Here is a 17955-nt window from a genome sequence, read left to right as displayed (position 1 = left end):
GGTAAGTCATGAGGTCCTTAGCCGATTTCGAATTTAATAAAGTGCCGCTTTGCGATGGCATGATCCTGATTTCTGAGATGATTCGCGACGATTTTACGTCGCAGTTTGTCTACGATGAGCTGGAGAATCTGGTCAGCCTGGCGCGTGAAGAGATTAATCAGGCTCGCCCGCAAGACTGGCAATTAGAGAAGCTGCTGGAGCTTTTCTACGGCGAATGGGGTTTCTGCGACACGCGGGGCGTGTATCGCCTGTCTGACGCGTTATGGCTGGACCAGGTCTTAAAAAATCGTCAGGGCAGCGCCGTGGCGCTGGGCTCTATTTTGCTGTGGGTCGCGCACCGTCTGGATATTCCGCTGGTCCCGGTCATTTTCCCGACGCAGATGATCCTGCGTGCAGAGTGGCTGGACGGCGAAATGTGGCTCATTAATCCTTTCAACGGCGACACGCTGGATGAACATACGCTGGACGTGTGGCTGAAAGGCAATATCAGCCCGGTGGCTGAACTCTTCAACGAAGATCTCGACGAGGCGGATAACGCAGAAGTGATCCGCAAGCTGCTGGATACGCTGAAGTCTGCGTTAATGGAAGAGCGTCAGATGGAGCTGGCGTTGCGCGCCAGCGAAGTGCTGCTGCAGTTCAACCCGGAAGATCCGTACGAAATTCGCGATCGCGGGCTGATCTACGCGCAGCTCGACTGTGAGCACGTGGCGCTGAACGATTTGAATTATTTCGTCGAGCAGTGTCCGGAAGACCCCATTAGCGAAATGATTCGTGCGCAGATCAACGCGATCTCGCACAAACAAATTACACTGCATTAATCTTAATTCCGATTCACACCTGAATAAGGCGATCCTATGAAACAAAAAGTGGTTAGCATTGGTGATATCAAGGTAGCAAATGACCTGCCGTTCGTACTGTTTGGCGGCATGAACGTGCTGGAATCCCGCGATCTCGCCATGCGTATCTGCGAACACTACGTGACCGTGACCCAGAAGCTGGGCATCCCGTACGTGTTTAAGGCCTCTTTTGACAAAGCCAACCGCTCCTCCATCAACTCTTACCGTGGCCCGGGCCTGGAAGAAGGGATGAAGATTTTCCAGGAGCTGAAGCAGACCTTTGGCGTGAAAGTGATCACCGACGTGCATGAAGCCTCTCAGGCGCAACCGGTGGCAGACGTGGTGGACGTGATTCAGCTCCCGGCATTCCTGGCTCGCCAGACCGACCTGGTTGCGGCGATGGCGAAAACTGGTGCCGTTATCAACGTGAAGAAACCACAGTTTGTAAGCCCTGGGCAGATGGGTAACATCGTCGATAAGTTTATCGAAGGTGGCAACGACAAGGTGATCCTGTGCGACCGTGGCGCAAACTTCGGCTACGACAACCTGGTTGTCGACATGCTGGGCTTCAGCGTGATGAAAAATGTCTCCGGCCAGTCTCCGGTGATTTTCGACGTGACCCACGCTCTGCAGTGCCGCGACCCGTTCGGCGCCGCGTCCGGCGGCCGTCGCGCCCAGGTGACCGAGCTGGCGCGCGCCGGCATGGCGACTGGTCTGGCAGGCCTGTTCATTGAAGCGCACCCGGATCCGGCTAACGCGAAATGCGACGGCCCATCCGCGCTGCCGCTGGACAAGCTGGAGCCGTTCCTGAAGCAGATCAAAGCGATTGACGATCTGGTGAAGAGCTTCGACGAGCTGGATACCAGCAACTAATAAAAAAACCCGCTTCGGCGGGTTTTTTGTTTTCCCTCTCCCTGTGGGAGAGGGTTGGAGTGAGGGCCTCAGCCCGCACCGGATAAAATTACGCAAATATCGTCATCAGATACGCAATAAACAGGGCCATATGCGCCGCGCCGTTCAGCACGTTGGTACGCCCGGTTGAGAACGAAATCTGGCACAGCAGCAACGAGGCGACCATCACAATCATCTCCGGCGCGCCCAGCGCAAACTGCAGCTCGTTGCCCGTCATAAAGGCAATCAGCGTTACCACCGGGACGGTGAGTGAAATCGTCGCCAGTACGGAGCCGAAGAACAGGTTCATTGCGCGCTGCACCTGATTATTCAACACCGCTTTCAGCGCGCCCAGCCCTTCCGGCGACAGAATCAGCAGGGCCACCAGGAAGCCGGTAAACGCCACCGGCGCATTCAGCTCGGTTAACAGCGTCTCCAGCGGGTTAGCGTTCATCTTGGTGACGGCAATCACCGCAATCAGATGTACGATCAGCCAAACCGTATGCCACGCGCTGCTGTGGGCCGACGGCTTGCCGTGGTGCGGGTCATCATCGTCGCCGTCATCTTCATGCTCGTACACAAACAGGCTCTGGTGCGTTTTGGTCTGAATCAACAGGAACACGCCGTACATCGCGGCGGAAATCAGGGCGACCAGCAGCGCCTGACCGGTGGAGAAGTTTGCACCCGGCAGCGCCATCGGGAAGACCAGCACGATAATCGCCAGCGGGAAGAGGGCGATCAGATACTGTTTAATGCCGAACAGGTTCATATACTGGGTCGCAAATTTGCGCCCGCCCAGCAGCAGAGAGAAGCCCACCAGGCCGCCCGTCACTATCATAATGATCGAGTAGAGCGTGTCGCGCATCAGCGTCGGCGCGGCATCGCCGGTCGCCATAAGCGCGGAAATCAGGCTGACTTCGAGAATAACAACGGAAAGGCTGAGAATTAACGATCCGTACGGCTCGCCCAGACGGTGGGCCAGGACGTCCGCATGGCGAACAACGCTAAATGCGCTGGTTAAGATGCCGACCAGGGCAAGAATATTGATACCAACCACCACTGGCAGTGACTGACTGCTTCCCCAGAAGAGCAGCACAGCCAGTGCCAGAACCGGGAAAATGAGTGACGTCTCCTTGTGGCGGGTCTTTACCGCCTCGTGTGTTGCTGTCATGTGCTTCTCCATCAATGCAGGTGCTTGTAATTATAGATAGATTTTTGAGGTCATTAAACTAACAGATCTCTGTTAAATACCCTTTATTTTTTACTTAATTTTACCCTTTGTCATTATTTTCATTCTTGATGTCTATAATGCGGTGTTTTTATTTATTAATCATTAAATAACAATAAATTAAAAATGTAATGTATTCATAAATTATTGTCGGGTGGCACCATGGCGTATCGTCGTCCACACTTATCTCTTTAACCAGAAGAGAGGTTAGTGATGCCCTATAAAGCGAAACGTGAATTACCGGATAACGTGCAAAACGTGCTGCCCGCTCACGCGCAGGATATCTACAAAGAGGCGTTTAACAGCGCCTGGGATCAGTACAAAGACAAGGACGATCGCCGGGATGATGCCAGCCGTGAAGAGACGGCCCACAAGGTCGCCTGGGCCGCAGTAAAACATGAATATGAGAAAGGAGACGACGATAAATGGCATAAAAAGAAATAGCCGTGAAATGATTCGCTGCCTTCATTTTGACTTTTCAGGCGGTTGAACTTCCGTTGTATTGCAACTGGTCCGCTAATTGCTTATCGTTATTTAACTGCTGGCAAAATGACCAGCAAAAAAATGCCGGGAAGGCGAATTACAGATGTCGCAAGGAAGCATGCAGTGGCGGAGGTGTAAAGTGTTAACGCGTGATTTCTTAATGAAGGCAGATTGTAAGACGGCATTTGGTGCTATTGAGGAATCGCTTCTCTGGTCAGCTGAACAACGTGCGGCGTCGCTCGCTGCCACGCTTGCCTGCCGCCCGGATGATGGCCCGGTATGGATTTTTGGCTACGGCTCCCTGATGTGGAACCCGGCGCTCGAATTTGTCGAATCGGCAACGGGAACGCTGCCTGGCTGGCATCGCGCATTTTGCCTGCGCCTGACGGCCGGACGCGGTAGCGCGTGCCAGCCGGGGCGCATGCTTGCACTGAAAGAGGGCGGGCGCACCACGGGCGTGGCGTATCGCCTGCCTGATGCCACGCTGGAAGAGGAGCTTACGCTGCTCTGGAAGCGCGAGATGATCACCGGCTGCTATATGCCGAGCTGGTGCAAGCTGGAACTGGACGACGGACGCACCGTCAATGCGCTGGTGTTTATTATGGACCCGCGCCATCCGCTGTATGAAGCGGATACCCGCACGCAGGTGATTGCCCCGTTGATTGCCGCCGCGAGCGGGCCGCTGGGCACCAACGCGCAGTATCTCTTCTCCCTCGATCAGGAATTGACCCGCCTCGGGATGCAGGACGATTGTCTGAATGAGCTGGTGGCGAAGGTGAAGGCGCTGCTGGAAGGGAACCTGCTTAATAACCCGCTACGTCCGGGTTTTGCCTGAAAAAACGCCCGGCTAAACCGGGCGTTCGTTTTATGCGGCAACGTAGCTAACCGAATGCTCCAGCGACTGGCTGTGGCTGTCGATCAGCACATCCCAGGTGCCAGTATAAGGCACGGTCAGCCACGCCTTGTCATCCTGCACCGTCAGAATATCCGCCTGCGATTGCTTCTGCGCTTTTGAACTCATGAGATGAATGCGGCAGCGTTCTGAGCAACGTACCACGACCGTATCCCCGCCAAACAGTTTCAAACTTGTCTTCACCAGTGCCATTTTTTACCCCGTCGATTTTGCCCATCCCGAGCGTGATATTGTTCACAATTCACTCATGGCATAACACCAAAGGGGAGGGGGTGGGATGCTGATTTTGATCAAAAAATGGCATAACGTTTAAACAAAAATGACAAAATACCTGAAAGCATTCAGCTGGCGCGTGTTTTACCCGGTTAACCCGCGCCAGAAGAAAATTAAATGCGGAAATGGCCTGCGGTTTCAGCAAGGTCGCCCGCCTGGCTCTGCAGAGCGCCCGCGGCGGCGGCGGATTCCACCACCAGCTCGGCGTTCTGCTGAACCATTCTGTCGAGATGGGTCACCGCGTGGTTGATCTCATGAATCCCTTTCATCTGCTCGCTGGTGGCGATGGAGATTTCGCGCATGATGCCGGAGACGCTGCCGATGCTGGAGCGGATCTCATCCATGCTTTCCCCCGCCAGATGCACGTAGCGGGAGCCGGTCGCCACGCTGTCGGTGGTGGAATCGATCAGGGATTTGATCTCTTTCGCCGCCTGAGCGCTACGGCTCGCCAGGTTACGCACTTCGCCAGCTACGACGGCAAACCCGCGCCCCTGCTCACCGGCACGCGCCGCCTCGACGGAGGCGTTCAGCGCCAGGATGTTGGTCTGGAAAGCAATGCCGTCAATCACGCTGGTGATATCGCCAATTTTAGCCGACGCGACTTCAATGGACTGCATGGTGCTGATCGCCTGCGATACCACCTCGCCGCCGCGCGCCGCGGCCGCTGAGGCTTTGCTCGCCTGATCGTTCGCTTCTGCCGCCGATTCATTCGACTGGGTCACGGAGGCGGTGATCTGCTCCACGGCGCTGGCCGTCTCGCGCAGGCTGGATGCCGCCTGCTCGGTACGTCCGGAAAGATCCTGGTTACCTGCGGCAATCTCCTGCGCGGCGTTTTTCACCGATTCGCTGGCGTCACGGAGCTGCACCATCACTACCGACAGCTTATCGCTGAAGGCGTTAAAGGCCTGCGCAATCTGCGCAACCTCATCTTCGCCGCTGTCCGGCAGGCGCTGGGACAGATCGTTAGTCCCGTTAGCAATGTTGTGCATCGCGTCGCGAATGTCGGACAAGCGCTTGAGCAAGCGGGCAATCAGGAAATGCACAATGGCGCCGCTCAGCAGTGCGAGGATCACCAGCGAAATCCCCGAGGCTTTAAGCAGGGAACGCATGCCGGAGGTGGCGTCACCGCTGTCGAGCGCGACGACTAACAGCCAGTTTGTGCCCGGCACGGCTGTCGCCACGAAGGTTTTTTCAGCGTCGTTCAGCGTTCCGTCGACGAGGTTACCGCTTTTCAGCGCAGCAAAATCAATGCCTTTGATCGTCTCACCAAACGGTTTCAGCGTCAGAGCCGGATCGTTAGCGGCAATCACGCTGCCGTCGCTGTTCAGAAGCAGCCCGCTGCTGGCCGGGGTTGGATGGATCCCGCGCACGTTAGCCACCACGCTGTCCATCGCCACATCGCCCGCCACCACCGCTTTTAGCGTGCCATTTTCTTTCACCGGCACCGCAAAGGTGACCACCAGTTTACCGGTCCCCGCGTCAACGTAGGGCGCGGTGACAACCGGACCGTCCGTGCTGACCACCTGCTGATACCACGGGCGAATAGTGGGGTCATAGTCCGCCGGAACGCCCGCCGGTTCAGAGAATTTCGCCGTTTTGCTGGCGTAGCCAACATAGACGTTGGTGAATCCACCCGCCTGCGCAAGCTGTTTAAACACCGGAACCGGGTCGTCACTCAGCGCAACGGTCTGCGCGGAGGCGATCACCGACATCTTGCTTTTTACCCAGTCGGCAATCGCCATGTTATGGCTGGCGCTGGTGCTGGTCAGAATATCGCGCTGGGACTGCTGGTTATCCTGGCGCGTGACCTGGAAGTTGATAACGGTGTTAAGGAGAAGGGCGACGACCAGACAGCCTGCCGTCGTCGCGATGATGCGTGCACGAATCGATCTGAACATAAGTGAAATACCTGCTGTGTTGTTTCCATGCCTATCGGCAACCCCGCAGGTAAACTTGATGCTGAAACCGCGTCCATAAGAAAATAATATTTTTACGAGTTTATTATTAAAAAGTTAATACTTTATCGGCGGACAGCGTCCACTCGGCTAGCTCAACCAGCGTACCGATTTCTACGCCATCAATCAGCGGCAGACCGGTAATGCCACGGCCGTCGGTGCAGGTCTTGCACAGCTTCACCGGCACGTTTTGCGCGGTGAGGATCTCCAGCATCTGCTGAATGTTATAGCCTTCTGCCGGTTTTTGACCTTTCAGCCCCGCGGTGACCGCGTCCGACATCAAAAAGAGTCGTAACGCCAGGCCACTCTCTTTTTCACGCAGCGCAATCGCCAGGCGCAGGCTGTTGAAAAGGGATTCGCTGCCGTAAGCCGCACCGTTGGCGACGATCACAATATTTTGCATGTTGACTCCTGTTCTTAGAAAGGCACGAATATTGCTTAGCTTTCCCGAGTTTCGCTATTCTGGAGAGTAAGCATGACATTAATGGCTGGCATTTCGCCAGGCGCTGCCGAATGGCTCGAGCGCGCAAGGATGATGCGCCGGGAGCAGCTCAGCAAGCTGGCACAGCTGGGCGTACTTGTGCACGGCATTAGCCAACTGGTGCACATGTTACAGTGCGAGCGTGGGGCGTCCAACGTCTGGCTCTGCTCACAGGGTAAGCTTTACGCCCCCGAATGCAAAGCCAGCCGGGCGCTGGTGGATGAAAACCTCGCTGCACTTTATGCCATTCTTGAAAAACAGTCGCCGATAGCGGGAAGTAGCGTCTGTGAACGTATCGGCGGCGCGCTTCAGAACCTTGATATGCTTCCCGCGCTGCGCGACGGTGTTATTCAGCAAACGGTAACGGCGCCGCAGGCGATGGAACATTACTCCCGCATGCTTCGCCATCTGCTCAGTATCGTGCCGCAGCTCAATGACAGCATTGACGATCCGCAAATCGCCGGGCGTTTTGTTGCCCTTTATAGCCTGATGCAGGGGAAAGAGCTGGCGGGACAGGAACGGGCCCTGGGGGCAATTGGCTTCACGCAGGGCTTTTTCGATGATGTGACTCGCCAGAGGCTGGTTGACCGCATCGACGGGCAGCAGGCCTGCTTTGAGATCTTTCTTTCGCACAGCCATGCTGACGTCCAGACCACCTTTTCCCTGCACTGCCAGCCCGATCGTGAAACGGAGCAACTCCGGCGCGTAGCCTGTACCCGCCAGCCTGCCGCGGATGATGGCCTTACCGCTCTGGCCTGGTTTGCTCTGCAAACCGCGCGCCTTGAGCATCTGCGCACGCTGGAGGAGACGCTCATCGCCGATCTGATGACGGCGGTGGAGGAGCGTATTTACCGTAACGATGAGTACGTGCCTCCCGCCGATGAGCGGGACGATCCGCTGATACAGTATCCGGAAAAACCGTTGCTCACCCTGGTGCGCCAGCAGGCACGCGAGATAGAACAGCTCTCGCGCCAGCTTGCGTCGCTGCGCGACACGCTTGAAGAGCGCAAAGTCATTGATAAAGCGAAAAGCGTGCTGATGACCCACCAGAATATGAGTGAGGAACAGGCCTGGACGGCGCTGCGCAAAATGGCGATGGACAAGAACCAAAGGATGGTGGATATCGCCCGCGCGCTGCTGATGGTGAAGAATTTATGGCAGGTAATACCAAAGGAGTAGCTGCACGGTCAGCGGGCATTTTGTGCCTGATTAAGGTGCGTGCAGGCGAGGGGAGTTCGGTTAGCGCCCTGGAAACAGCGGGTTAAAACCTGGCATTCACTTTGCATTATCGGATTAACCATTTTTGACGATGCGCCAACGGCGGCGCATGCGTCTTCGGGATAAAGGCGTCCACTGGTGCTTCGGCACCGTGGGCGCTTTTTTTTTGGTTTTTTTTCAGGAGTGGTCATGGCGGATTTGTCGAGACGGCGTTTTTTGCAGGCCAGCGTGCTGGCGAGTGGCGCAATGCTGTTACCGGGTGTCATGCAGGCCGCATGGGCGGCAGGCTCGGATAAACCGGAGCAGGAAACGGTGCGCATCGGGTTTATCCCGCTGACCGACTGCGCCCCGGTGGTTATCGCAGCGCTGAAAGGCTTTGATAAAAAATACGGTATTACCATCGTGCCCACCAAAGAGGCGAGCTGGGCGGCGGTGCGCGACAAGCTGGTGGCGGGCGAGCTCGACGCCGCGCACATTCTCTACGGCCTGCTGTACGGCCTGGAGCTGGGCATCGCCGGCAAGCCGCAGCAGATGGCGAACCTGATGACGCTCAATCAGAACGGCCAGGCGATTACGCTTTCAAGCGATCTGGCGGATAAGGGCGTTCGCGACCTGGACGGGCTGAAAAAGCTCATTGGGCAGCAGGCGCCCGGCACCTACACCTTCGCGCACACTTTCCCGACCGGGACGCACGCCATGTGGCTCTACTACTGGCTGGCCAGTGCGGGCATTAACCCCTTTGACGACGTGCGCACGGTGGTGGTGCCGCCGCCGCAGATGGTGATGAACATGCGCATTGGCAACATGGTCGGCTTTTGTGTCGGCGAGCCGTGGAACGCCCGGGCCATCAACGACCGAATCGGTTTTACCGCCGCCACGTCGCAGTCCATCTGGGCCGACCATCCGGAAAAAATACTCGGCACGCGCCGCGACTGGGTGGCGAAAAACCCGCACACGGCGCGGGCGCTGGTGAGCGCCGTGATGGAGGCCGCGCGCTGGATCGAAGCCTCCCCGGAAAACAAACGCGAGACCGCGCAGATCCTCTCCCGCCGGGCGTGGCTCAACTGCAAGGAACAGTATCTCACCGGACGCATGCTCGGCGAGTACGACAACGGCCTGGGCCAGCGCTGGCAGGACGCGCACCCGATCCGCTTCTTCAACGAGGGGGCCGTGAGCTACCCGTATCTCTCCGACGGCATGTGGTTCTTAACCCAGTTCCGCCGCTGGGGCTTGCTCAAATCCGCGCCGGACTACGCGGGCATCGCGCAGCGCATTAACCAGACGGCGGTCTGGCAGGATGCCGCCGCGGCGGTGGGGGGCATTACCACACCGACTTCACCACTGCGCAGCAGCACATTGATGGACGGCACCGTCTGGAACGGTACCGACCCGGAAGGATACGCCAGCCGTTTCGCCATTCACCGTAAAGGGGCCTGATTATGCAGCATCTGCAAAAGACGAATTCACACGAGACGCCGGAGAGTGGGGAGGTGATTGTCCTGCCTCCGGTGCAGGTTCGCCGCCGTACGCCGACGTTTGCGCGTCGGATCAACGCGGTCCTTCAGCGCATCATCCCTGCGTTTCTCGGTCTGGGACTGCTGGCCGTGCTCTGGCAGCTGGCGGCGATTAACAGCAAAGGTTTTCCGACGCCGCTCAGCACGCTCGATTCCGCCATCACCCTGTTCGCCGATCCGTTTTATCGCGACGGGCCTAACGATATGGGCATCGGCTGGAACGTGCTCGCCTCATTACAGCGCGTGGCGGTGGGCTTTGGCCTGGCCGCGCTCGCCGGGATCCCGCTCGGCTTCCTGATTGGCCGCTTCACCTTTTTCTCTCGCATGTTCGGCCCGCTGATCGCGCTGTTACGCCCGGTTAGCCCGCTGGCCTGGCTGCCCATAGGCCTGCTGCTGTTCCAGAAAGCGGAGCCCGCGTCGAGCTGGACCATTTTTATCTGCTCCATCTGGCCGATGGTGATCAACACCGCCGAAGGCGTGCGCCGCATTCCGCAGGACTACCTCAACGTGGCCCGGGTGCTGCAGCTTTCCGAGTGGACCATCATGCGCCGCATTCTCTTCCCGGCGGTGCTGCCCGCGGTGCTGACCGGGGTGCGTCTCTCCATCGGCATCGCCTGGCTGGTGATCGTCGCCGCCGAGATGCTCACCGGAGGTTTAGGCATCGGCTTCTGGATCTGGAACGAGTGGAACAACCTCAACGTCGAAAACATTCTCATCGCCATCGTCATCATTGGCGTGGTCGGGCTGCTGCTGGAGCAGGGGCTGATGCTGATCGCCCGCCGCTTTAGCTGGCAGGAAAAATAAGGAGCGAATATGAAACCATTAATTCAGGTCCAGGCCGTGAGCCAGCGTTTTTCCACCGCCAGCGGCGAGTTTCTGGCGCTGCAGAACGTCTCTTTTGATATCCACGAGGGCGAAACCGTCAGCCTGATTGGTCACTCCGGCTGCGGCAAATCGACGCTGCTGAACCTCATCGCCGGTATTACCCTGCCGACGGAAGGCGGTCTGATTTGCGATAACCGCGAAATCGCCGGGCCGGGTCCGGAGCGCGCCGTGGTCTTCCAGAACCATTCGCTGCTGCCGTGGCTCACCTGCTTTGACAACGTGGCCCTGGCGGTCGATCACGTGTTCCGCCACAGCATGAGCAAGGCGGAGCGCAGGGAGTGGATTGAACACAATCTCGACCGCGTGCAGATGGGGCACGCCCTGCACAAGCGCCCGGGGGAGATCTCCGGCGGCATGAAGCAGCGCGTCGGTATTGCCCGCGCGCTGGCGATGAAGCCGAAAGTCCTGCTGATGGATGAACCCTTCGGCGCGCTCGATGCCCTGACGCGCGCGCATCTGCAGGACTCGGTGATGCAGATCCAGCAGGCGCTGAACACCACGATCGTGCTCATTACCCACGACGTGGACGAGGCGGTGCTGCTCTCCGATCGCGTGCTGATGATGACCAACGGCCCGGCGGCCACCGTCGGGGAGATCCTGCGCGTCGATCTGCCGCGCCCGCGCAACCGGGTGCAGCTTGCCGACGACAGCCGCTATCACCACATGCGCCAGCAGATCCTTCATTTCCTCTATGAAAAGCAGCCGAAAGCGGCGTAATGAGGGGGCTTTGATGCGACTGGTCATTATCGGAAATGGCATGGCGGCCACGCGGCTTATTGCCTCGCTCACCGCGCGTGCTGCCGGTTGTTTCGCAATCACCGTCATCGGTGACGAGCCGGAGCATGCCTATAACCGTATCCAGCTTTCGCCGGTGCTGGGCGGTGAAAAGCAGGCTGCAGACATCTCCCTTCAGGATGACGACTGGTACCAGGAACGCGGCGTGACGGTGCTGCGGGGCGAAAAGGCGATCGCCGTGAACGTGGACGCGCGGGAAGTGCAAACCACCGCCCGCACGCTGGGCTGGGATGCGCTGGTGTTTGCCACCGGATCAACGCCCTTTATTCCGCCAATCCCCGGCTGCGATGCGCCGCATGTGTTCACGTTCCGCACCCTGGAGGATACGCGGGCCATTCGGGCGATCGCCGGTCCGGCGGTGGTGCTGGGCGGCGGCGTGCTCGGGGTTGAGACGGCGGCGGCGCTGGCGCGATCAGGTGACAACGTCACGCTTGTTCATCGCGGCCCGTGGCTGATGGAGCAGCAGTTGGATCGGCAGGCGGGAATGCTGCTGGAAGAGGCGCTGGCGGCGCGGGGCGTGCGCTGTGAGTTCGCCTCAGGCATCGCAGCGGTGGGCGGAAATAGCGTGACGCTGCTCAACGGACGCCGCGTCGCCGCCTTGCGCGTGGTGCTGGCGACCGGCGTGCAGCCCAGCGTCGCGCTGGCGCAGGCCAGCGGCATTCGCTGCGCGCGCGGCATCGTGGTGGATCACCAGATGCAAACCTCCGAACCGAACGTCTACGCCATCGGCGAGTGCTGCGAAATTGACGGGCAGACGTTTGGCCTGGTCGCCCCCTGCCTGGCGCAGGCGGAAATCCTCGCCGCGCGGCTGGCCGGGGACGCTACCGCGCCGTTTACCCTGACCGACAGCGGGATGCGCCTCAAGGTGACGGGCGTGGAGCTGTTCAGCCTCGGTCGCGCGGCGGAGCAGGAGGGCGACGTGGTCTGGAGCGCATGGGATCCGCTGACCCGTCACTATCGTCGTTTATTGATCCATCAGGGGGCGCTGGCTGGCGCGCTGCTGATGGGCGACTGCCGCAGCGCGGCAACGTTTACCGATTTACTGGCAACGGCTGCGCCCGCCCACGCGGACTGGCTGTTCGATCGTTTCACTACGCAACCGCAGGTTGCAGGACAGAATGCTATGACAAAACCTACTCTGGTGGTGGTTGGGCACGGTATGGTCGGCCATCATTTCCTCGAAGACTGCGTTAAGCGCAATCTGCATCAGCAGTATCAGATCGTCGTCTTTGGCGAGGAGCGCTATGCCGCCTACGACCGCGTGCATTTGTCGGAATATTTTGGCGGCCGCAGCGCGGCGTCGCTCTCGCTGGTGGAGGGGGATTTCTTTGCCGACAGCGGCATTGAGCTGCGCCTGTCGCAGCAGATCGTCGCTATCGATCGCGACGCGCGCGTGGTGCGCACCGCCAGCGGGCATGAGACCCACTGGGACAAGCTGGTGCTGGCGACCGGCTCATACCCGTTCGTTCCACCCGTGCCGGGCAACGACTTGCCGGGCTGTTTTGTCTACCGCACCCTTGACGACCTGGACAGCATTGCTGCACATGCGGCGGGCTCGCGCCGCGGCGTGGTGATAGGCGGCGGCCTGCTCGGACTGGAGGCGGCGAATGCCCTGAAGCAGCTCGGGCTGGAAACCCACGTGGTGGAGTTTGCGCCCAACCTGATGGCGGTCCAGCTCGACAGCGACGGCGCGGCGATGCTGCGCAAGAAAATCGAGGCGCTGGGCGTCGGCGTTCACACCAGTAAAGCCACGACGGAGATCGCCACCGCGGACGGCGGGCTGGTACTGCGCTTTGCCGATGGCGAACAGCTGGAAACGGACATGGTGGTCTTTTCGGCGGGCATTCGTCCGCAGGACGCGCTGGCGCGCAGCAGCGGGCTGGCTATCGGCGAACGCGGCGGGATCTGCATTGACGACGGCTGCCAGACCTCCGATCCGGACGTGCTGGCCATCGGCGAATGCGCCCTGTGGGAGGGGAAAATCTTCGGACTGGTCGCGCCCGGCTATCAGATGGCGCGGGTGGCCGCCGCCGCGCTGGCGGGTGAGGATAAAACCTTCACCGGCGCGGATATGAGCACTAAGCTCAAGCTGCTCGGCGTGGACGTGGCCTCGTTCGGCGACGCGCACGGGCGCACCCCGGGGGCGCTGAGCTACCAGTGGACGCACGGCCCGCAGCAAGTCTACAAGAAAATCGTGGTCAGCCACGACGGTAAAACGCTGCTCGGCGGCGTGCTGGTGGGCGATGCCAGCGAGTACGCCACGCTGGTGCAGATGATGCTCAACGGGATAGCCCTACCGAAAGAGCCGGAAACGCTCATTTTACCCGCGTCGTCAGGCAGCGCGCCAAAAGCGCTGGGCGTGGCGGCGCTGCCGGAAAGCGCGCAGATCTGTTCGTGTCATAACGTCAGTAAGGGCGACATCTGCCGGGCGGTGAGCGCGGGCGCGGCGGATATCGGCGCCGTTAAGCAGTGCACCAAAGCGGCGACCGGCTGCGGGGGATGTAGCGCGCTGGTGAAGCAGGTGATGGAGTTCCAGCTTGCGGAGCAGGGCGTGGAGGTGAAAAAGGACATTTGCGAGCACTTCCCGTACTCGCGCCAGGAGATATACCACCTCGTGCGGGTCAACCATATCCGCACTTTCGACCAGTTGATTAGCCGCTACGGACAGGGGCACGGATGCGAGATCTGCAAGCCTCTGGTGGGGTCGGTACTCGCCTCCTGCTGGAACGAGTATCTGCTGAAACCGGCGCACCTGCCGCTGCAGGACACCAACGACCGCTACTTCGCCAACATCCAGAAGGACGGCACATACTCCATCGTGCCTCGCATGCCCGCAGGGGAAGTGACGGCCGACGGGCTGATTGCCATCGGGCAGATTGCGAAACGCTACAGCCTGTACAGCAAAATCACCGGCGGACAGCGTATCGACCTGTTTGGCGCCACCCTCGAACAGCTGCCAGAAATCTGGCAGGCGCTGGTGGAGGCCGGTTTTGAAACCGGACACGCCTACGGGAAATCCCTGCGCACGGTGAAATCCTGCGTCGGGTCGACCTGGTGCCGCTACGGCGTGCAGGACTCCACCGGCCTCGCGGTCCGGCTGGAGCACCGCTACAAGGGCCTGCGCGCGCCGCACAAAATCAAAATGGCGGTCTCAGGCTGCACCCGCGAGTGCGCCGAGGCGCAGAGTAAAGACGTGGGGGTCATCGCCACCGATAAGGGCTGGAATCTCTACCTGTGCGGCAACGGCGGGATGAAGCCGCGCCACGCGGATCTCTTCGCCAGCGATCTGGACGACGAAACGCTGATCCGCACCGTCGACCGTTTCCTGATGTTTTACATCCGCACGGCGGATCGCCTGCAGCGCACCAGCACCTGGATGGACAACCTGGAAGGCGGTCTCGACTATCTGCGGGAGGTGATCCTCAACGACAGCCTCGGCATCGCCCACGAGCTGGAGCAGGAGATGGCCCGGGTGGTGGAAACCTACCAGTGCGAATGGCAGACCACGCTCAGCGATCCCAACCGCCTGGCGCTGTTCCGCACGACGGTGAACGACACCGCGCCGGATGAAAGCAAGCGCTGGCAGGAAATTTGCGGCATCGACGATATCCCCGAGCAGGCGGGCATCGGCGCGCGGCTTGGACGTAAGCCGATTGCGCTCTTCCGCTTTGGCAAAACCGTTTACGCCCTCGACGATCGGGAGCCGGGCGGCGATGCGAACGTGCTTTCACGCGGCATTCTTGGCGATGCGGCGGGCGAGCCGGTGGTGATTTCACCGCTCTACAAGCAGCGCATTCGCCTGCGCGACGGCTGTCAGGTAGAGAACGGCGAACCCGCGGTGCGCGCCTGGCCAGTGAAAATTGAAAATGGCAAAGTGTGGGTTGGAAATGATGCCCTGATGATGCGTGCGGAGGCCTCATGACGGAAACCCGGACAACGTGCCCCTATTGCGGGGTGGGCTGCGGCGTGGTCGCCCGCGTGGAAGGTGAAGCGGTCAGCGTTCGGGGAGATGAAACCCATCCTGCGAACCTGGGCCGCCTGTGCGTGAAAGGATCGGCCCTGGGGGAAACGACGGGGTTACAGGGGCGGCTTTTGCGCCCGGTCGTTGACGGCCTTGAGGTGGACTGGGCGCAGGCGCTGAACGCGGCAGGGGAGCGCCTGCGGGAGATTATCGATAAATGGGGGCCGCAGGCGGTGGCGTTTTACGCCTCCGGCCAGCTGTTAACCGAAGATTACTATGCCGCCAACAAGCTGATGAAAGGGTTTATCGGTGCGGCAAACATCGATACCAACTCCCGGCTCTGCATGTCCTCGGCGGTGGTGGGCTACAAGCGCGCCTTTGGTGAAGACGTGGTGCCGTGCGGCTACGAGGATATGGAAAACAGCGATCTGGTGGTGCTGGCTGGCTCGAACGCGGCCTGGACGCATCCGGTGCTGTATCAGCGGCTGGTGCAGGCAAAGCACAGCAATCCGCAGATGAAGGTGGTGGTGATTGACCCGCGCCGCACCGCCACCTGCGATATAGCCGATCTGCATCTGGCGCTCGCCCCCGGCAGCGACGCCGGGCTGTTTGTCGGGTTACTCAATCTGATCCAGGGTGATGAGGAGTGGCCGATTGCCCGCGTGGCGGCGTTTTGCGACCTTCCGTCAGAGGAGATTGCTACCTTTTACGACTGGTTTGTCACCGCGCATCGCGCGATTACGCTCTACACGATGGGGATCAACCAGTCCGCCAGCGGCAGCGACAAGTGTAACGCCATCATTAACGTTCATCTTGCCAGCGGGAAGTTCAACCGTCCGGGCTGCGGCCCGTTTTCGCTGACCGGACAGCCAAACGCGATGGGCGGACGGGAAGTGGGCGGGCTGGCGAACCAGCTGGCGGCGCACATGAACTTTGAGCCGGACGACCTCTCGCGGGTGGCGCGTTTCTGGGGAACGGAACGGCTGGCGCAGACGCCGGGCCTGATGGCGGTGGAGCTGTTTGACGCCATTCCCCGCGGCGAGGTGAAGGCGGTGTGGATCATGGGCACTAACCCCGCCGTGTCGCTTCCGGACAGCCACGCGGTGTGTCAGGCGCTGGCGAGCTGCCCGCTGGTGATGATCTCTGAGGTGATGAAGGATACCGACACCAGCCGATTCGCCCATATCCGTTTTCCGGCGCTGGGCTGGGGAGAGAAGGACGGCACGGTGACCAATTCCGAGCGGCGCATTTCGCGCCAGCGCGCGTTTCTGCCCGCGCCGGGCGAGGCGAAGCCGGACTGGTGGATCGTCGCCCAGATGGCGAAACGGCTGGGCTACGGCGAGGCCTTTACCTGGCAACATCCGCACGAGATTTTTTGCGAACATGCGGCGCTGACGGCCTTTGAAAATGACGGCGCGCGGGCATTGAATCTTCATGAACTGGCTGCGCTAACCCGTGAGGAGTGGGATCAGCTTGAGCCCTGGCAGTGGCCGACGGGGGATTTCCCGTGCCGAAACATCGTTCCCGTTAACCCTCTGTCGCACGGCGCGACGGTCAGCGCGTTATACCCGCTGATTCTCAACTCGGGGCGCATCCGCGATCAGTGGCATACCATGACCCGAACGGGATACGTGGCGAGGCTGATGCAGCATATCGCCGAACCGTTTGTTGAGATTTGCCCCGCAGACGCCGTTCGCTTTTCCCTGTGCGACGGCCAGCTGGCGCGCATCAGCTCGCCGCGCGGCGTGATGGTGGCAAGAGTGCGCATCAGCGACGGGATACGGGAAGGCGAGGCGTTTGCCCCGATGCACTGGAACGCCGGGTTTGCCCGCCAGGGAAAGGTGAATGCGCTGGTGGAAGGGCGCTGCGATCCGGTTTCGGGCCAGCCGGAGAGTAAACAAACCGCCGTCAGGATCCTGCCCTGGCAGCCCGCCTGGCAGGGGGAACTCTATGCCCGGGAATGGCCGGAAATGCCCTCTTCGGCTTACTGGTGGCGTAAAGCCTCACGCCTGACGGTGGCGGGCGATCAACCGCTGCTGTCGTGGGTAATGGAATACGCCAGCGCTCAGGGCTGGCAGCTGCAGGTTGCGCAAACCGGTGAACGCAGCAGCGTGCTGGCCTGGCATGAAGGCCGGCTGATGCTGGGCTTCTGGGAGGGCACCGCGTTAAGGGCGCTGGCGCATGCGGTGATTGAAGCCGCTTTTCATTCCCCACCCGTGCTTCTCGCAGAACGCCACGCCTTGTTGAACGGACAGAGCGTCGGGAAGGCGGCTGATCCGGGACGCATCATCTGCAGCTGTTTCAGCGTCGGAGAGAATACGATAAGGGAGGCGATCGTCGGCGGATGTGATTCCGTCACCGCGCTGGGGGCGACGCTGCGCTGTGGTACGAACTGTGGCTCCTGCGTGCCGGAGCTGAAAGGGCTGTTTCAGGATAATCCTGAAATGTCCGCCAGAACTGCATTTCAAGGCTTATCGCGTTAACATAATAGGAGTTTATTCATAAACACAGGTTCTTATTTA

14 protein-coding genes are annotated in these 17955 nt (G+C 60.0%); 10 read left to right on the top strand and 4 right to left on the bottom strand.

Translation table 11 applies throughout. The features are described from left to right. The first annotated feature begins 8 nt into the window (after window positions 1-8). Together sirB1 and kdsA are read left to right on the top strand one after the other, a co-directional pair. Window positions 9-818, top strand: a complete 810-nt coding sequence (gene sirB1, locus F0320_RS12425; RefSeq protein WP_023312124.1) for an invasion regulator SirB1 — start codon at window positions 9-11, stop codon at window positions 816-818. 36 nt (window positions 819-854) lie between these two features. Further along, entirely contained in the window at window positions 855-1709 is an 855-nt protein-coding gene (gene kdsA, locus F0320_RS12420; RefSeq protein WP_029741601.1) for a 3-deoxy-8-phosphooctulonate synthase, read from the top strand. A gap of 88 nt (window positions 1710-1797) precedes the next feature. Here kdsA and chaA read toward each other — a convergent pair whose 3' ends face one another. Continuing rightward, complete coding sequence (chaA, locus tag F0320_RS12415; protein WP_023312122.1) at window positions 1798-2898, bottom strand: sodium-potassium/proton antiporter ChaA; 1101 nt, start codon at window positions 2896-2898, stop codon at window positions 1798-1800. A gap of 270 nt (window positions 2899-3168) precedes the next feature. On the opposite strand from chaA, the gene chaB reads away from it, so the two are divergent. Both chaB and F0320_RS12405 read left to right on the top strand, forming a co-directional pair. Continuing rightward, entirely contained in the window at window positions 3169-3399 is a 231-nt protein-coding gene (chaB, locus tag F0320_RS12410) for a putative cation transport regulator ChaB (protein WP_023312121.1), read from the top strand. Between the two features lie 178 nt (window positions 3400-3577). Beyond that, the gene (locus F0320_RS12405; protein WP_126328772.1) at window positions 3578-4273 is read left to right on the top strand and encodes a gamma-glutamylcyclotransferase; all 696 of its coding nucleotides are present in this window, start codon (window positions 3578-3580) and stop codon (window positions 4271-4273) included. Between the two features lie 30 nt (window positions 4274-4303). Here F0320_RS12405 and F0320_RS12400 read toward each other — a convergent pair whose 3' ends face one another. From F0320_RS12400 to F0320_RS12390, 3 genes are all read right to left on the bottom strand, one after another. After that, window positions 4304-4543, bottom strand: a complete 240-nt coding sequence (locus tag F0320_RS12400) for a DUF1883 domain-containing protein (protein ID WP_010432930.1) — start codon at window positions 4541-4543, stop codon at window positions 4304-4306. A gap of 194 nt (window positions 4544-4737) precedes the next feature. Further along, window positions 4738-6522: a methyl-accepting chemotaxis protein gene (locus F0320_RS12395; RefSeq protein WP_047651178.1), complete on the bottom strand. Its 1785-nt coding sequence runs from the start codon at window positions 6520-6522 to the stop codon at window positions 4738-4740. Between the two features lie 106 nt (window positions 6523-6628). Continuing rightward, on the bottom strand, window positions 6629-6982 hold the full coding sequence (locus F0320_RS12390) for a DsrE/DsrF/TusD sulfur relay family protein (protein WP_126328771.1): 354 nt from the start codon (window positions 6980-6982) through the stop codon (window positions 6629-6631). A gap of 72 nt (window positions 6983-7054) precedes the next feature. Between F0320_RS12390 and nasR the strand changes: the two genes are divergently transcribed. The 6 genes from nasR (at window position 7055) to F0320_RS12360 (ending at window position 17916) form a co-directional block, all read left to right on the top strand. Then, on the top strand, window positions 7055-8239 hold the full coding sequence (nasR, locus tag F0320_RS12385) for a nitrate regulatory protein NasR (RefSeq protein ID WP_126328770.1): 1185 nt from the start codon (window positions 7055-7057) through the stop codon (window positions 8237-8239). 228 nt (window positions 8240-8467) lie between these two features. Then, the gene (locus tag F0320_RS12380; RefSeq protein ID WP_126328769.1) at window positions 8468-9715 is read left to right on the top strand and encodes a CmpA/NrtA family ABC transporter substrate-binding protein; all 1248 of its coding nucleotides are present in this window, start codon (window positions 8468-8470) and stop codon (window positions 9713-9715) included. A 2-nt stretch (window positions 9716-9717) separates the two neighbouring features. Continuing rightward, the gene (gene ntrB / locus F0320_RS12375) at window positions 9718-10596 is read left to right on the top strand and encodes a nitrate ABC transporter permease (protein WP_126328768.1); all 879 of its coding nucleotides are present in this window, start codon (window positions 9718-9720) and stop codon (window positions 10594-10596) included. 9 nt (window positions 10597-10605) lie between these two features. Then, a complete protein-coding gene (locus F0320_RS12370) occupies window positions 10606-11394 on the top strand; it encodes an ABC transporter ATP-binding protein (RefSeq protein WP_033145769.1) in 789 nt (262 codons plus the stop codon). A 13-nt stretch (window positions 11395-11407) separates the two neighbouring features. Next, window positions 11408-15394, top strand: coding sequence for a nitrite reductase large subunit NirB (nirB, locus tag F0320_RS12365; RefSeq protein ID WP_149323983.1), 3987 nt, complete (start codon window positions 11408-11410; stop codon window positions 15392-15394). After that, a complete protein-coding gene (locus F0320_RS12360; protein ID WP_126328766.1) occupies window positions 15391-17916 on the top strand; it encodes a nitrate reductase in 2526 nt (841 codons plus the stop codon). Before nirB ends, F0320_RS12360 begins: the two co-directional genes overlap by 4 nt. Window positions 17917-17955: the final 39 nt, after the last annotated feature.

Source organism: Enterobacter dykesii, from assembly GCF_008364625.2.
GTDB classification, from domain to species: Bacteria; Pseudomonadota; Gammaproteobacteria; order Enterobacterales; family Enterobacteriaceae; genus Enterobacter; species Enterobacter dykesii.
The sequence above is the reverse complement of the archived record's forward strand: the minus strand, read 5'-3'. Positions and strand labels throughout refer to the sequence as shown.

Excerpts from the sequence above, each read along its gene's own strand:
- sirB1 (WP_023312124.1), top strand. The coding sequence starts at position 9 with ATGAGGTCCTTAGCCGATTTCGAATTTAATAAAGTGCCGCTTTGCGAT.
- kdsA (WP_029741601.1), top strand. The coding sequence starts at position 855 with ATGAAACAAAAAGTGGTTAGCATTGGTGATATCAAGGTAGCAAATGAC.
- chaA (WP_023312122.1), bottom strand. The coding sequence starts at position 2,898 with ATGACAGCAACACACGAGGCGGTAAAGACCCGCCACAAGGAGACGTCA.
- chaB (WP_023312121.1), top strand. The coding sequence starts at position 3,169 with ATGCCCTATAAAGCGAAACGTGAATTACCGGATAACGTGCAAAACGTG.
- F0320_RS12400 (WP_010432930.1), bottom strand. The coding sequence starts at position 4,543 with ATGGCACTGGTGAAGACAAGTTTGAAACTGTTTGGCGGGGATACGGTC.
- F0320_RS12395 (WP_047651178.1), bottom strand. The coding sequence starts at position 6,522 with ATGTTCAGATCGATTCGTGCACGCATCATCGCGACGACGGCAGGCTGT.
- F0320_RS12390 (WP_126328771.1), bottom strand. The coding sequence starts at position 6,982 with ATGCAAAATATTGTGATCGTCGCCAACGGTGCGGCTTACGGCAGCGAA.
- nasR (WP_126328770.1), top strand. The coding sequence starts at position 7,055 with ATGACATTAATGGCTGGCATTTCGCCAGGCGCTGCCGAATGGCTCGAG.
- F0320_RS12380 (WP_126328769.1), top strand. The coding sequence starts at position 8,468 with ATGGCGGATTTGTCGAGACGGCGTTTTTTGCAGGCCAGCGTGCTGGCG.
- ntrB (WP_126328768.1), top strand. The coding sequence starts at position 9,718 with ATGCAGCATCTGCAAAAGACGAATTCACACGAGACGCCGGAGAGTGGG.
- F0320_RS12370 (WP_033145769.1), top strand. The coding sequence starts at position 10,606 with ATGAAACCATTAATTCAGGTCCAGGCCGTGAGCCAGCGTTTTTCCACC.
- nirB (WP_149323983.1), top strand. The coding sequence starts at position 11,408 with ATGCGACTGGTCATTATCGGAAATGGCATGGCGGCCACGCGGCTTATT.
- F0320_RS12360 (WP_126328766.1), top strand. The coding sequence starts at position 15,391 with ATGACGGAAACCCGGACAACGTGCCCCTATTGCGGGGTGGGCTGCGGC.